10 protein-coding genes and 1 pseudogene are annotated in these 14,809 nt (G+C 67.8%); 1 reads left to right on the plus strand and 10 read right to left on the minus strand.

What is annotated here, in order from left to right:
- Nucleotides 1-52: 52 nt before the first annotated feature.
- From QM701_RS09500 to QM701_RS09525, 6 genes and pseudogenes are all read right to left on the minus strand, one after another.
- Complete coding sequence (locus QM701_RS09500; RefSeq protein WP_415169372.1) at nt 53-682, minus strand: FimD/PapC C-terminal domain-containing protein; 630 nt, start codon at nt 680-682, stop codon at nt 53-55.
- Nucleotides 564-2,801, minus strand: a pseudogene (locus tag QM701_RS09505) (fimbria/pilus outer membrane usher protein); the annotation flags it as partial. The pseudogene QM701_RS09505 and the gene QM701_RS09500, both read right to left, overlap by 119 nt.
- Before the next feature lie 104 nt (nt 2,802-2,905).
- The gene (locus QM701_RS09510; RefSeq protein ID WP_415169373.1) at nt 2,906-3,598 is read right to left on the minus strand and encodes a molecular chaperone; all 693 of its coding nucleotides are present in this window, start codon (nt 3,596-3,598) and stop codon (nt 2,906-2,908) included.
- A gap of 120 nt (nt 3,599-3,718) precedes the next feature.
- Entirely contained in the window at nt 3,719-4,339 is a 621-nt protein-coding gene (locus tag QM701_RS09515) for a fimbrial protein (RefSeq protein ID WP_415166826.1), read from the minus strand.
- A 116-nt stretch (nt 4,340-4,455) separates the two neighbouring features.
- Nucleotides 4,456-5,220: a molecular chaperone gene (locus QM701_RS09520; protein WP_415166827.1), complete on the minus strand. Its 765-nt coding sequence runs from the start codon at nt 5,218-5,220 to the stop codon at nt 4,456-4,458.
- A 108-nt stretch (nt 5,221-5,328) separates the two neighbouring features.
- Nucleotides 5,329-5,982, minus strand: a complete 654-nt coding sequence (locus tag QM701_RS09525; protein WP_415166828.1) for a fimbrial protein — start codon at nt 5,980-5,982, stop codon at nt 5,329-5,331.
- A 523-nt stretch (nt 5,983-6,505) separates the two neighbouring features.
- Here QM701_RS09525 and QM701_RS09530 point away from each other — a divergent pair.
- Entirely contained in the window at nt 6,506-6,925 is a 420-nt protein-coding gene (locus QM701_RS09530) for a hypothetical protein (RefSeq protein ID WP_415166829.1), read from the plus strand.
- Nucleotides 6,926-6,999: 74 nt separating this feature from the next.
- On the opposite strand, the gene aroG is transcribed toward QM701_RS09530, so the two are convergent.
- From aroG to QM701_RS09550, 4 genes are all read right to left on the minus strand, one after another.
- Nucleotides 7,000-8,076: a 3-deoxy-7-phosphoheptulonate synthase AroG gene (gene aroG / locus QM701_RS09535; RefSeq protein ID WP_415166830.1), complete on the minus strand. Its 1,077-nt coding sequence runs from the start codon at nt 8,074-8,076 to the stop codon at nt 7,000-7,002.
- A gap of 227 nt (nt 8,077-8,303) precedes the next feature.
- On the minus strand, nt 8,304-9,764 hold the full coding sequence (gene tldD / locus QM701_RS09540; protein ID WP_415166831.1) for a metalloprotease TldD: 1,461 nt from the start codon (nt 9,762-9,764) through the stop codon (nt 8,304-8,306).
- Between the two features lie 43 nt (nt 9,765-9,807).
- Nucleotides 9,808-10,617 (minus strand): carbon-nitrogen hydrolase family protein, encoded by an 810-nt coding sequence (locus tag QM701_RS09545; RefSeq protein WP_415166832.1) that lies wholly within the window; start codon nt 10,615-10,617, stop codon nt 9,808-9,810.
- Between the two features lie 48 nt (nt 10,618-10,665).
- Complete coding sequence (locus QM701_RS09550) at nt 10,666-14,613, minus strand: YhdP family protein (protein ID WP_415166833.1); 3,948 nt, start codon at nt 14,611-14,613, stop codon at nt 10,666-10,668.
- Between the last annotated feature and the right edge of the window lie 196 nt (nt 14,614-14,809).

Consider the following 14,809-nt stretch of genomic DNA (forward strand, 5'->3'; position numbering starts at 1 on the left):
ATAGGTTCTCCGCGTGTGCATGTCCGTGTCTTCGAGGTGCGGCGGGCGCGCGTCAGGACGGGCGGTCCACCGGTGCCGGCAGGGAGGCGGCCTGCGGCGCGCGCCGGCAGACGAGGTCCAGCGTCTCGAACGGCAGGCCGCCGGACGCGCCGGGCTGTTTCCGGGGCGGCAGGCCGTAGTTCAGCACGCAGTCGGGCGCCCCGCCTCCCCGGCGCACGGTGAAGGTGCCGCCCGTCTCTTCGCCGAGCACAAACAGCCGCCCCGCCTGGGCGACCTGCGCGACGATGCGCTCTTCGGCGTCCAGCACCTCGGCGCCGAACGGCAGGGGCGCGCCCTTTTCGTCGGTAGCGCTGATCAGCACGCTGCGCCCCACCCGGGTGGCGAACGTGGCCTTGACCACGGCGCCCGACCGCGGCACCACCTGCAGGCGCGTGGTTTCGAACTGCACGTCCGGCGAGGCGCCGGCGGCGTCGATGCTGATGTCGTTGATGCGGTAGGGCGACAGGCCGCCCACCAGGGCATAGCCGTCGCTGTTGATCCTGGACGAGTAGTTCGACCGTGGCGCCCGCCGCGCCGGGCGCTTCGACCAGGGCCAGCGTGTCGCCCATGTGCCGCGCCAGGGTGAAGCCGCCGCCGTGCGCCGCCAGCGCCCCGGACGCCCCCAGTGAGTAGTGCTGCCCACCGCCCCCGTTGCGGCCGTAGCCGCCGCTCAGCGAAGCGTAGGGGCCGCTCCAGTTGAGCGAACCGGAGAAGGACGGCCGTTCCCCGCCGTGGAGGAACCCGCCGCCGCCCAGCGAATAGGACAGGGACGGCACCTTGTCCACGCTCCCCGACAGCACGGCGGTGGCCGACGCCGGGCCGTCCCGCCCTTGCGAGACGCTGCCGTGGACCGTGCTGCTGCGCGCGCCGGGCATGCCGAGGGGCAGGGAGAAGTTGATGAAGTACTGGTTCTCGAAACGGCCGGAGTCGTTGTTGCGCGTGCGGCTGGTGCCGATGTTGAATGACACGGCGCCCAGGCGGTTGCTGTAGCCCATCTGGTAGGAGGTGACCGGCGACCGTTCCCGCCCCCAGTAGTCGTAATACTGGCCGCTGACGTACACGGACCCCCACCGGTCGCCGAGCGGCTGGCTGATCGACAGCTGGAGCTGGCCGCGCGCGCGCAGGGTGTCGGACCAGCGCTGCGTCCGGCCGAGCACCTGGCCGGTGAATTGATTGACGATCTCGCCGGTGTTGGCGTCCACGCGCGGATCGACCCATTGCCCGGTGGCCGGGTCCATGACCTGCCCGACCGGCCGGTCCGCGGGCGAGGGATGCCTGGCCTGGTCGTTGAGCTGCACGGCGTCGGAAAGGCCGATGTATCCCGCGCTGGAATAGCGGTAGGTCATCAGCGTGAAATTGGTCCGGGTCGCCTCGATCATCTTGCTGTAAGCGGCGCGAATGCTGTAGCCGCTCAGCGCGCCCACGGGATTGGCGAGGCGGGCGCGCGAGAAGGTGGTGTCGAGCGAGACGGCGCCGATCGGCGTCCCGAACGCCCCGCCGAGCACCACGGACCGGAACAGGTTGCCGTTGGTGAATTGCAGCCCGGCGTAGGTGGTGAGCCAGTTGTTGATGCCGCGCTGGACGAGCGCCTGCACGAACAGCGGCGACTCGCCGCGCAGCCCGAGGACGTCGCCGCGCACGCGGCCGGCCTCGGCGGAATAGCGCCACAGGCCCGGACGCATCAGGTTCGGCACCGCCGCATAGGGCACGGTGAAGCTGTGCGAGCGTCCGTCGGCCTCGATCACCTCGACCTGCAGGTCGCTGCCGTAGCTGATGGAGCTCAGATCGTCGATCTCGAAGGCGCCGGCGGGCACGGTGGTCTGGTAGATGATCAGCCCGTTCTGCCGCACTTCGACGCGCGCGCTGCTGTTGGCGATGCCCCGGATCACCGGGGCATACTCGGTCTGCCCCGGCGGCAGCATGTTGGTGTCGGTCTCCAGCCGCACGCCGAGATACGGAGCCGCGCCGAAGAACTCGCCCCGGCCGAAATTCTCGCCGATGGTCAGCGAGGACTGCAGCGCCGTCACGTCGCGCTGCGCATAGAGCGAGCCGTTGCGCCAGGTCGACGCGGTCTTGTTGCCGCCGTTGAGCATCGACTGGGTGCGCACGCGCCAGCCGCCGAGACTCAGCGAACCGTTGATGCCCAGGAAGTAATTGCTCATGGTGTCCATGCCGTGCCCCGGATCGCTGGCAAAGGCGCTGAACGTGTAGTTGAACACGCCCGCCGGCACGCCGTCGTCCCAGCGGTCCGGGGAAACGAAGCCCCGGGGCTGCCGCTTCAGGCTGATCTGCGGGATCGAGATATTCAGTTGCAGCCGGCCGGCGTCATAGCGCACCACGGCGCCGGGAATCAGGCCTTCCACGTCGAGGCAGGGCGCCTCCAGATCCTTGCCGGCGGCCAGCAGCGCGTCGACGTTCACCTGGAACTCGGTCAGCATGCCCTTGCCGATGCAGGCCGTGGCGCTGGCCTCCGGCGTCGGGGCGGTGAAGGCCAGCGTCCGGCGGCCCACGGGAATCTGATTGACCAGGATGTCAACGCTGTACGCGCCGGCCGGCACGTAATTGCCCCGGCGGTAGCGGGACACGTCGATGCTGCCGCCGCTGATGCGCAGAAACGCCTCGTTGAATTCGACGGATTCCGTCTCGGCGTCCGGAGCGCTCGCGGCGGTGCGCTCCGCCGCCGCCGCGAGGCCCGGAGCCGCCCCCGCCAGCATGCCGGCGAGGCAGGACAGCAGGCACTTGCGTGAGAGAAAGAAATTCATCGGCCGAACAAAAAACCAGGTTGAGCGATCCCGCCGAAAGCGCCCGGCCAGCCGCCGGGCGCCCCGCCGGAACGGATGTCAGCGCGCGAGCGGCGCTTCGCGCGTCACGAAGCCTCCGGCGTCGTTGATGTAGGTGTATTCCACCTTCTCGCCCGCCACGGCGGCGGCCGCGCCTTGCAGCGGCAGCAGCGCCTTGCCCCTGGGCGGACGACGTTGACGGTGTCGTTCTCCCCCAGGTCGCCGCCGTCCGCGCTCTTGAGCCTGACCTCGGCGAGCGAGGCGGTGAAGCCCGACGGATTGATGCATTCCAGCGCGTAGCCCTCGCCATCGGCGACCAGGCGCCATTGCAGGTTCTCGGCGGCCTGCACCGGGTCGCCCGACAGGCCCTGGGGACGGTAGAACAGCTTGATGCGCGTGCGCACGGCGAACTGGAGGTAGCTCCGGCTCTCCTCCGTCAGCTTCGGCTTGGGAGGGATTTCCAGGACGTTGAGGTAGAACAGGCTTTCCCGGTCGTCGGGCAGCGGCGCGCCGTTGAACATGACGCGCAGGGACTGCCCGCCGCCGCCGTCGATGCGCGCCATCGGCGGCGTGACGAGGAAGGGCGCGCGGCTCGACTGCGCGTTTTCCTCGGCCTTCCCGGAATCGATCCACGCCTGCATGAGCCGGACCGCACCCTGGCCCGTGTCCTGGTTCAGCACGTTCACCGAGACCTCCCGCGCGCCGGACGGATAGATGACGCGCGTCCCGAAGATCTGGAGTCCCGCATGCGCGCCCTGCGCGCCCGCCAGGACGAGCATGAGCACGGAATATCCGAGAAGACGGGCCGGCCGGCGCATCGATTTACCGTGTGCGCGAACAACGCCGGTATCCCGCTCATCCGGCGCCGTCAGACCGGAGCGAAGGCTGCAGGCACGCATTTACTTCATATCCACGGCGAAAGGGATGCTGGTCTGGAAATCTCCCGCGGTGACCGTGCCTGTCGTGCGGAATTGCACCAGGAAATTGAACGCAGCGGTGTTTGCGCCGTTGGTTCCTTTCGGCATGTTGTTGCTGCCTGGGCCTGCACGGAAATCGATGGGAGTCGTGCCGGCAGCCCCGCCCGTCGGGGGTGTCCCACCTACCGTTGCCCGGACGACCGCCACCAGATTCAAGGCCGCTCCGGTGGTCAGGCTGTTTTTCAGATGGCCCGACGACGAATCGATGTTCGGACTGCTGGTATCAAAGGACAGCGTCAGGCCCTTGCCTGAATCCGGCGCCGTGCAGCCGGTCAGGTTGACCATGAAGTTTTTCCCGCCCAGATACGAACCCGTGCCACCGAGGTTCGCCGTACCCGTCGAGAATGTTCCCAGCGGCACGGTGATGAGATTGCCAACTCCCGAAGTCACGTCACTATCGCCCGTCACGCCGATAGTACAAGTCAGGGACTTGATCTTGCCGGTGATCGTGAGGGTCCCGTCGGCCGCCTGGGCCGGCCCTGCCATGAATGCGGCAGCTGCAATCGATGCGATCGCCGCCGTGCGAAGAAACACTTTTTTCATCCAGAACTCTCCTGTTGATTCCCTTGGCGAAGTCCTGCTGCATGCGAGGATTCGCCTTTCAAATACGTGCCGCCGCCGGGCAGGCATGAACGCCGGCCGGCCGGGCGAGCCCACCATCAAGGCGACAGCGGCCGTTCCCTGACGACGGGGACTCCGTAATCGTTGATCACGTCGAACACCACTTTCGTGCCGGCCGGCTTGCCGGGCCCTCTCAGCGGAAACACCTGCCGGCCCTTGGGCGGACACATGGAACCGCTGATGTTTTCGTCGACGGTGCGGCCATCGTCCTGGACACGAGCGTCATTGATCGAGACGTTGTAGACGCCCGGATTGGTGCATTCCAGCGCGTAACCGTCGCCCTGGCCGACCACTCTCCATTCGAGTTCGTCGGCGGCCTGCAGCGGATCGCCGGGCAGGTTCTCGGGCCGGTAGAACACCTTCATTCGCATGCGCACGGCCAATTGCAGGTAACTTTCCCCGGCCGGCGGTTTCCGGGGCACCTCCAGCATGTTGAAGTAGAAGACGCTCTCCCGGTCCTGCGGCAGCGGGGCGCTGCCCGTGTACATCAGGCGGATCGACTGCGACTGCCCGCCGTCGATGCGCGACAAGGGCGGCGTCACCACGAACGGCGCCGTCGTGGTCTGAGCGGTCGTCTCCGGGTCGCCGTCGTCCACCCAGACTTGGACGAGCCGTGCGGCATCCTCGCCCGTTCCGGTGTTCCGGAGATTGACGGTGACATCACGCTCCTGTCCGGGATAGACCACGCGCGTGCCGTCGATCTGCACGCCCGCGTGGACCGCTGGCGCCATCGCGGCCATCGCCAGCGCCGGAACGAGAAACGAGGCAAGACGGAGTCCGGATTCGGAATGAAATTTGTTCATCTGCGCACATCCATTTGGCGCCCTGGCGCCAACTTGAATCGGAGAAAACGCGCCCCGCGCCCGGCAAGCAGCGGACTGCCCGTGGCAAAGGGCGCGCCTGAGTGAAACTCAGTTGTAATTTATGGTGAACTTGACGGCGCTCGTAAATTTGCCGGGCATCGCGTTGGCGAGCGGAGAACTGTATTGGGCCAGATAACGCAACTTGGCCACTCCTGTTGCCCCGAGGGGGTCGGGTACTGCCCACGGCTGCTCCACTGGGCTGGTAAGCATGACGATCGGGTCGGTTCCAGTCGGCGGCGTACTGCTGTCACCGGTTGGTGGAGTCGCCGGTCTCGCCGGAGCACGCAGGACGATAAAGACGCCGGTAGCAGCGCCAGTCGATTCCGTGTTCTTGAGAAGCTTGCCCGTCGAGTCGATCGAATCACCGATAGGCTCGAAGAACACGCTAAGCCCTTTGCCGGACGAAGGGGTGCAAGTGCCAGACCCGGAATCCTTCAGAATGATCGTTACGGCGGTGTTGCCAGCGTAACGGTCGTTTAAATTGGTTTTATTGATCAACGCCGGGTCGATGGTAGGCATCTGGACTGTGAGGCTGCCCGAACCACTCGCGCCGTCGCCACCGCCGATATCGCAGCCGCCGGACTTCAACTCGCCTTTGAAAGTAAGCGTTCCGTCATTCGCGGCCAGCACCAGTCCGGACGTAGCCATGGCGGCGATGCCCACGGCGAGACCCAATGGTTTGAAACATGACATTTTCTTCATGATGTGATTTCTCGATTCAGGATGAAAGGGTTTCCGCTCGGCCAGGAGTTCCACCAGGAGCGGCGCGAGCGGAAGAGAAGAACCACTCGCGGCCGGAGCGAGCTCCAACCGCGACCGGGACTGTAGGATCACCCCCCCCCCCCCCCCCCCCGCACAATCAGACCATTCTGATTTTTCTCAAACGTCATTTATTTTTTACGTTTTTTTAGTCGTATGGTATTTAACTCAACCGGTCATAAAACGATTTCCCGCCGGGTTTTATTCGTGCTTGAAAATCGTTTTGGCGGATGGATCGTATGATTTAAGTATTAGTATTTCATTCGCTGTAAAGAATGAAATAGACATTTTTCTTGCCGAGTAAGATTCGGAAATGGTGTTCCGATCCACTTGGACGTAGATCGAACGTTGAATGTCTTTGGAATTTCTCTGATACGTGAGGGTATCAGCGGCGGGAGATCAAGCCGGATGTATCCCCGGTGGCCGATCTGAATCGAATCGCATTCGATGGGAATTGCGACGTTCAATGGCGCAAGGCCAATCCATACTTCAGGGCTGCGCGACGCGCAGGAGCCAGTGTCTGCTGATCACACCGCCCGGCGAGCGCCATGGCCCGGCTTGGAAGATGCACAAATTGCCGCGAATGGATGCCCGCGGTTCAGTGCCAAACCGGTCGGATGGACTACTTTTTTTCCGTTTCCCTGATTTATTTTGGACAATGGCTTGCCGGCCACGCTATTTGGTCGGCGACATGCCGCGCATCGGCCTATACTGGATCAGCACTTGCTTTTCGCAGGCGCATAACAGGAGCCATATCATGGGCAAGGCAAAAGAGAGCAGTAAGGAAGCGAAGAAAAAACCCCTGAAAAACGCCAAGGAAAAGAAGGCCGCCAAACAGGCCAAGAAGCATGCGTCGGACGTTGTTCCGCTGCTGACGCCCCATTAGGGCAGATTTATCCAATCTCCTCCGGGGAGTAAATCCTTTCTTACCCCTCCGATACGCGGCTCAGCAACTTCGGATTAGCCAGCCGCAGCCGCCAGACGCCGCGCCCGCACGCCCTGGGCCAGGATTTCCAGCAGCGCCACCGAATCCTCCCAGCCGAGGCAGGCGTCGGTGATGCTCTTGCCGCGTTCGAGCGGCTTGTCCGGTTCGAGGTTCTGGCGTCCTTCGACGAGGTGCGATTCGACCATCGCGCCGATGATCCGGTCGTCGCCGGCCGCGAGCTGGGCCGCGACGTCGCGGGCGACGTCGAGCTGGCGCTTGAAGTCGCGGTTGCTGTTGGCATGCGACAGGTCGATCATGAGACGCGCCGCGAGGCCGGCGGCGGCGATCTCGCGGGCCGCGGCGTCGACGTGCGCGGCGTCGTAGTTGGCCTCCTGGCCGCCGCGCAGGATCACGTGGCAGTCTTCGTTGCCGCGCGTCGAGACGATGGCCGAGTGGCCGCCCTTGGTCACCGACAGGAAGTGGTGCGGCGAGCGCGCGGCGCGGAGGGCGTCGACGGCGATGCGCACGTTACCGTCGGTGCCGTTCTTGAAGCCGACCGGACACGACAGGCCGGAGGCCAGCTCGCGATGCACCTGCGACTCGGTGGTGCGCGCGCCGATGGCGCCCCAGGCGATCAGGTCGGCGGTGTATTGCGGGGTGATCGTGTCGAGGAATTCGGTGGCGCAGGGCAGCCCCAGTTCGTTGATTTCGAGCAGCAGCGAGCGGGCCAGGCGCAGGCCTTCGTTGATGCGGAAGCTGTGGTCCAGGCGCGGGTCGTTGATCAGGCCTTTCCAGCCGACGGTGGTGCGCGGCTTCTCGAAGTAGACGCGCATGACGATCAGCAGGTCCTTCTCGAAGCGCGGCACGGCGTCGCGCAGGCGCCGCGCGTATTCACGCGCGTCGGCGACGTCGTGGATCGAGCAGGGGCCGATCACCACCACCAGGCGGTCGTCGGCGCCGTGCAGCACGCCATGCACCGCCTGGCGGCCGGCGAACGTGGTCTGCGCCGCGGATTCACTCGCCGGAAATTCGCGCAGAAGGTGCGACGGCGGGGCTACCTCGTTGATTTCCAGGATACGGACGTCATCGGTGTTCGGCGTGCTGTACGGCATGCTTTGCTCGCTCCCTTTTCAATTGTTTCGACCCGAAAGGCTTAATTTAACCACGGCACGCAGGGCGACCGCATGGTTCGGCAGGCAAAGGGACGGCGAGCGGGTTTTCCCTCCCCTTCAAGGGGAGGGTCAGGGTGGGGATGGGGTGAACGGCGTCGCGGCTGGAGTCACCCCATCCCCCTCCCAACCTCCCCCTTGAAGGGGGAGGAGTTTACGGGGTGCGGTCTTCAGGCCGTGCCGCCGACGGTCAGGCCGTCGATGCGCAGGGTCGGCTGACCGACGCCGACGGGGACGCTCTGCCCGTCCTTGCCGCAGACGCCGATGCCGGGGTCGAGCTGGAGGTCGTTGCCGATCATCACCACCTGGTTCATCGCTTCCGGCCCGTTGCCGATCAGCGTCGCGCCCTTGACCGGGTAGGTCACCTTGCCGTTCTCGATCATGTAGGCCTCGGACATCGAGAAGACGAACTTGCCGTTGGTGATGTCCACCTGCCCGCCGCCGAAATTGACGGCGTAGATGCCCTTCTTCACCGACTTGATGATCTCCTCGACGCTCTTGTCGCCGTTGACCATCGTGGTGTTGGTCATGCGCGGCAGCGGCAGGTGCGCGAAGGATTCGCGGCGCGCGTTGCCGGTCACCGGCACGCCCATCAGGCGGGCGTTCAGGCTGTCCTGCATGTAGCCGCGCAGGATGCCGTCCTCAATCAGCACGGTGCGCTGCGTCGGGTTGCCCTCGTCGTCGATGTTGAGCGAGCCGCGCCGGCCGGGGATGGTGCCGTCGTCGACCACGGTGACGCCGCGCGCCGCCACGCGCTTGCCGACGCGGCCGGCGAAGGTCGAGCTGCCCTTGCGGTTGAAGTCGCCTTCGAGGCCGTGCCCTACCGCTTCGTGCAGCAGGATGCCGGGCCAGCCGGGGCCGAGCACCACGGGCATGCGCCCGGCCGGCGCCGGGCGGGCGTCGAGGTTGGTCACCGCCTGATGCACCGCCGCGCGGGCGTACTCGCGCAGCACGTCGTCGCTGAAGAAGCCATAATCGGTGCGCCCGCCGCCGCCCGACGAGCCCTGCTCGCGCCGGCCGTCCCGGCCCTCGACGACGACGGTCATCGACACGCGCACCAGCGGCCGCACGTCGGCGGCCAGCCGGCCGTCGCTGCCGGCGACGAGAATGACTTCGTACTCGCCGGCCAGATGCGCCATGACCTGCGCCACGCGTGGGTCCTCGGCGCGGGCGAAGGCTTCGAGCCGTTCGAGCAGGCGCACCTTGGCCGAGGCGTCGAGCGAGGCCAGCGGATCGTGCGGCAGGTACAGCGCGTGCCCCGCCTGGCGCTGCTTGAGCGCGCCGGCGCGCACGCGCCGCTGCTGCCCGGCCGCGGCGATGGCGCGCACCGTCGAGGCGGCATCGGCCAACGCCGGCAGGCTGATGTCGTCGGAATAGGCGAAGGCGGTCTTCTCGCCGCTCACGGCGCGCACGCCGACGCCTTCGTCGATGTTGAAGCTGCCCGACTTGACGATGCCCTCTTCCAGGCTCCAGCCCTCGGAGCGGCTGTACTGGAAATACAGATCGGCGTAGTCGACCTGGTGGGCCGCGATGCGGCCGAGCACCCGGGTCAGTTCCTTGACGTCGAGTCCGTAGGGCGTGAGCAGGGTCTTGCTGGATTGCTGGAGCAGGGCGGGGTTGCTGGCGGTCATGGCGTTTCCGTAGGTCAAAATCGGGGATTGATGCCGGGCGGCGTTACAGCACCCGGTGCGCGAGCGCCGGCAGGCTGGCGCGGACTTCAGCGATGCGCGCGTGGTCGAGTTCGCCGATGACCACGCCCTCGCCCTTGTCGCGCCGGGCGATCACTTCGCCCCACGGGTCGATCAGCATGCTGTTGCCGTGCGTCTCGCGCCGGTTCTCATGCACGCCGCCCTGGCCGATCGCCAGCACGTAGCACTGGTTCTCGATGGCGCGGGCGCGCAGCAGGATTTCCCAGTGCGCGCGCCCGGTCACTTCGGTGAAGGCTGCCGGCAGGACCAGCAGGTCGATCTCGCCGAGCGCGCGGAAAAGCTCGGGAAAGCGCAGGTCGTAGCAGATCGACAGGCCGATCCGCCCGAACGGCGCGTCGAAGGTCACCGGCTGGCGGCCGGGCTCGATGGTCGCGCTCTCGTTGTAGCACTCCTCGCCCTTCTGGAAGCCGAACAGGTGGATCTTGTCGTAGCGCGCCACGCGCACGCCCTGCGGGTTGAACACCAGGCAGGTGTTCAGCACCTTGTCCGGCACGCTGGCGACCAGCGGCAGCGAGCCGCCGACCACCCAGACGCCGTGCCGGCTCGCCGTCTCGGCGAGGAACTGCTGGATCGGTCCGTCGCCGTCGGGCTCGCGCACGGCGATCTTGTCGGCGTCGCGCCGGCCCATGATCGGGAAGTATTCGGGCAGCGCGACCAGTTCGGCGCCTTCGGCGGCGGCGCGGGCGATCAGCGCGGCGGCGGTGCGCAGGTTTTCCTCCACGCGCGGGGTGGAGATCATCTGGATGGCCGCGACGCGGGCGTTTTTCGGATTCATGTTCGACTCATCGGGTGATTGGTTCATGGATTGGAAACTCCCGGCGGACTAGCGGTTCCCGGCCGGCGGCGTTTCGCCGGCCGGAGACGCGCCCAGCTTCTCGGCCTTCGGATCGTCCCAGGTGCCGGTGATCAGGTAGCGGTAGCCGAAGACGGTGCCCAGCGGATTGCGCAGCACCTTGTTGGCCAGCCACGTCGCCACGCCGGCCGCCGGGTGCACCATGGCCATGCCGACCGCGGCGGTGTCGCCGATCTCCGGCTGCACGGTCACGTCGAGGCGCTGCGTTTCGCGCGCCAGATCGACCTCGCCGCGCATCAGCACGCGCGCGGACGGACTATCGATCTGCAGGTGATCGGTGCGCATGATGCCCTTCTGGACGGCCAGCTTGCCGGCGATGGCGTCGAAGGCCAGGCCTTCGCTGAACACGTCCTTGAAGTCGAGGGAAATCCGGCGCGGCAGGTTCTGCAGGCTGATCAGGCCGAGCAGCTTGCCGGCGGCGCCCGGATCGAGCTTGAGGAACTGGCCCTTGGCCGCTTCCAGCTCCAGGTCGCCGTTCATCGTGGCGTAGTCGAGCTCGGTCGGCGCGCCGTTCCACGCCAGGTTGCCCTGCAGCCGCGCCGTGCCGGCCCGCACGGTGCCGGGATAGCCCATGCGCGCGAGCAGGCTGCCGACATCGCCGCTGTCCAGCTTGAAGTTGAGCTGCGTGCGGCTGGCGCCGCCGGCCTGCTGCCAGCTGCCCTTGCCGGTCAGCGTGCCGTGCGGATTCGCCGCCTGGATGCGGGTGAGGTTCCAGCCGGCGCCGTCGTTGCTCGCCTGCACGTCGAGGCGGCCGAAGCGCAGCTGGCGCACGGAAAAATCGTCGGCCACGACGTCCAAAGCCGGCAGCCGGCGCGTCGGCTCGCCGGCCTCCGTCCCGGACTGCGACGGCAGGCGCTCGACGGCCAGCCGGGCGAGGCGCGCGACCAGCCGGCCGTTGCCGGCGCCGTTCCAGGTGAGGTCGCCCGCCGCCTGCCGCGCATCGAGCCGGATCTTCCACTGTCCCTGCGCCGCGGCGGCGGACAGGTCGACGTCGTTCCAGGCCATGCCGCGCACCAGCAGTTCGCCCGCCTGCACGGCTACCGCGTCGGGCGACCACGCGGACGCGGCGCCGCCCTGCTCGCCGGCCGGCGCCGCGTCGAACAGCCGGCGCCAGGCGTCGAGGTCGAGGCGCTTGGCCGTCACCCCGAACGCCAGCCCTTTCTCGGGCAGGCGCAGCGCGCGGCCGACGGCGACGGCACCGCGCTCCGGCACGAAGCCGTCGGGCGTGCGGCGGCGGACGACCTGCGCGCTCAGCAGCGAACCGAGCGTGGCGTCGATCTGGTCGCGGACCTCCGCGTCCGTCCGCGCGCCGTTGCCCGCCGCGGGCAGCAGCCGTTTTTCGAAGCGCAGCGGCAGCGCCTCGCCCGAGGCCTTGGCGAACGGCTCGGGCAGGGTCGAGGCGAGTCCGACGAGGTTCGATTCGACCACCAGGTCGGCATTGCGCCCGTTGATGCGGATTTCGCCCCGGTACGGCGTCGCTCCCGACAGGGCGGCCAGCGCCGGATGCGCCGTTTGCCGGCGCAGCTGGGCGATGTCCGCCGAGCCGTCGGCGGTGATCAGCACGCGGCCGTCCTTCTGCAGGCCGCCCCGGATCTTCAACGGCCCGCCGAACAGCGAGGCGTTGATCTCCGGCACGGACAGGTCGTTGCCGGAAAAGCGCAGGCTGCCGTTGACCTGGCGCAGCGGCGGCAGGGCCGCGTCCACCGTCACTTCGTTGTTGGCGAAGCGGTAGGTGCCGGCCACCTTCGAATCCTTGAGCTTGGCCTCCTCGAGCGGGATGCTCAGGTCGATGTCCAGGCGGCCGCTGCCGGCGGCGCTCATGCCTTCGGTGAAGTGGTCGATCTGCTCGGCCACCGGGCTGCGCTCGATGAATTTCAGGAACTCGGAGGTCGGGCCGTCGGCCTGCCCCTTGACCAGCAGCACCGACACCGGGGCGTCGAAGTCGGGAATGCGCACCTGCGTGTTCGACAGGCGCGCGCCGAGGATGCGGCCCTGCTGCGCCTCGATGGTCATGCCGTTGCCCTCGAAGCGCAGGTCGCCGGCGATGCCTTCGATGCGCGGCCAGCCGGTGCCGTAGTCGAGCGTCGCGTCGCGCGCCTTGACGGTCACCAGGAACTGGCCGAGGCGCTTGTCCAGGAACGGGAAATCCTTGAGGTCGCCTTTCAGGATCAGCTTCGCCTCGGTGGCCCGGCCGGCCAGCAGCGAATCGCGCAGCCAGTGGCGGGCGCCCCGGTTCACCACGTTCGGCAGGTAGCGCCAGACGGCGCGCGCGTCGGCGCGGGTGAGCGCGGCGGTCATGTCGATGACGCCCGGCCCGTCGTCCGCCGCGCGGTACGTGCCCTTGGCCGAACCGGCGGCGTCGCGGCCGGCGAAGTCGGCATGCGCCAGATCGACGGTCAGCACGCCGCGCTCGATCTTCCAGCTGGCCTGCGCGTTGAGCGAATCGAGCCGGGTCAGCGACTCCTCGAAGACCGCCGGCAGATCGATCGACGCCGCGCCCGAATGCAGGACCACGCGGCCGCCTTTCTCGCTGGCTTCGAGCGCGCCGGTAAGGCCCGAAAAGCCGGGGAAACGGCCCGCGGCGCGCACGCCGAGGTTCTGGATGCCGGTTTTCAGCGAGTAAGCCTGCACTTTTTCGGCGTCGCCCGACCAGCGCGCGCTCAGGGCGCTGACCTGCCCGCGCGGCGCGTAGTCCTCGAACAGCCGCCGCAGCCGGGCGTCGAACGGCAGATAGGCGGCCAGGCGGGCCAGCGCGCCGAGGTCCAGGCGGCTGGCGCCGGCGCTGCCGGCGCGGACGCCCGAGTCCGGGTTCGCCCGCCATTCGACCTCGAAATCGGCCGGGTCGATGCGGATCGGGCTCTCGTCGCCGTCCGGGCCGCGCACCGCCGTGCGCGACAGCAGCGCGACCTCGTGCCCTTTCACCGCGACGCCGTCGGCCGGAAAGCTCGCCTGCAGCCGGCCGGACATGCGTTCCAGCTCCAGCGCGGGCAGATCGTCGCCGAACTGGAGATTGACTTCCCGCAGCGACACGTCCGCCGTCGCCTCGCGCAGGGCGCCGTCGGCGAAGGTCAGCCAGGCGCGTACCGCGCCGCGTCCGTGCGGCAGCGCGACGGGATAATCCACCCAGCGGTTCCACACCGCCAGGTCGGCGTAGTCGATCTCGGCGAAGGCCTGGCCGCGCCATTCGTCGAGCGCGTCGAAATCGCCGCCGCGGAAGTCGCCGCGCACGTCGATGCGCGAGGCGAAACCGTCGGGAGGCAGCGCCGTGACGCCGAAGCGGTGGCGGCTGCCGTCGTTGTCGAGGGCGATGTTCACGTCTTCCATGATCAGCGCCGGCGCGCCGCGCAGCTCGTCCTCCCAGACCAGCGTGGCGCCGTTGATGCGGATGCGGTGCTGGTCGAGCACCCACGACGAGACGCCGCTGCCGCCGCCCTCGCGGCCGAGCGGAATGCCGGCGATGAAGAAGCGGCCGTCGCCGGCGCGCCGCATGTGCAGCGTCGGCTCGTCGATGCGCAGCACGCGCAGGCGCAGCTGCACGGCCGCCACCGACCACCACGAGAGCACCGTCTCGACGCGCGAGAAAGCGAGCGCCGGCCGCCCTTCGGCGTCGGCCACGCGGACGTCGTACAGGGTGAGGTCGGGATTGATGCCGTCCCAGCTCGCCTCGATGCGGCCGATGTTCACCTGCTGCCCGATGCCGTCGCCGACCAGCCGCTCGATGAGCGGACGGTAGTTCTCGACGTGCGGCAGGATCGCGTAGCGCAGCGACAGGACGAGCAGGATGAACAGGAAATAGACGATCCAGAACCCCCACACCAGCACGCGCGCCGCCCGCCGCGCGAGCGGATGCGTGACGAACGGCAGCAGGAAGGCGAAGCGGTGGTAAACCGCCGCGCGCAGGCCGTCGTTGCGGTTCATGAGGTCTCCGTCGGCGGGAAGCCTTGCGGGCAGAGGCATGGCACGAACCCCCGCATACCGGAGGCGCCCCACGCTCCTCCCCCTTCAAGGGGGAGGCCGGGAGGGGGATGGGGTATTTCCTGCGGCACCGTCACGCACCGAGACAAAGCGCTTACCCCATCCCCACCCCGACCCTCCCCTTGCAGGGGAGGGAGAA

The sequence above is a fragment of the Propionivibrio sp. genome (assembly GCF_047602565.1).
GTDB lineage: Bacteria > Pseudomonadota > Gammaproteobacteria > Burkholderiales > Rhodocyclaceae > Propionivibrio.

Excerpts from the sequence above, each read along its gene's own strand:
- QM701_RS09545 (WP_415166832.1), bottom strand. The coding sequence starts at position 10,617 with ATGAATCCGAAAAACGCCCGCGTCGCGGCCATCCAGATGATCTCCACC.
- QM701_RS09520 (WP_415166827.1), bottom strand. The coding sequence starts at position 5,220 with ATGAACAAATTTCATTCCGAATCCGGACTCCGTCTTGCCTCGTTTCTC.
- QM701_RS09525 (WP_415166828.1), bottom strand. The coding sequence starts at position 5,982 with ATGAAGAAAATGTCATGTTTCAAACCATTGGGTCTCGCCGTGGGCATC.
- QM701_RS09515 (WP_415166826.1), bottom strand. The coding sequence starts at position 4,339 with ATGAAAAAAGTGTTTCTTCGCACGGCGGCGATCGCATCGATTGCAGCT.
- tldD (WP_415166831.1), bottom strand. The coding sequence starts at position 9,764 with ATGACCGCCAGCAACCCCGCCCTGCTCCAGCAATCCAGCAAGACCCTG.
- QM701_RS09510 (WP_415169373.1), bottom strand. The coding sequence starts at position 3,598 with ATGCTCGTCCTGGCGGGCGCGCAGGGCGCGCATGCGGGACTCCAGATC.
- QM701_RS09550 (WP_415166833.1), bottom strand. The coding sequence starts at position 14,613 with ATGAACCGCAACGACGGCCTGCGCGCGGCGGTTTACCACCGCTTCGCC.
- aroG (WP_415166830.1), bottom strand. The coding sequence starts at position 8,076 with ATGCCGTACAGCACGCCGAACACCGATGACGTCCGTATCCTGGAAATC.
- QM701_RS09530 (WP_415166829.1), top strand. The coding sequence starts at position 6,506 with ATGGCGCAAGGCCAATCCATACTTCAGGGCTGCGCGACGCGCAGGAGC.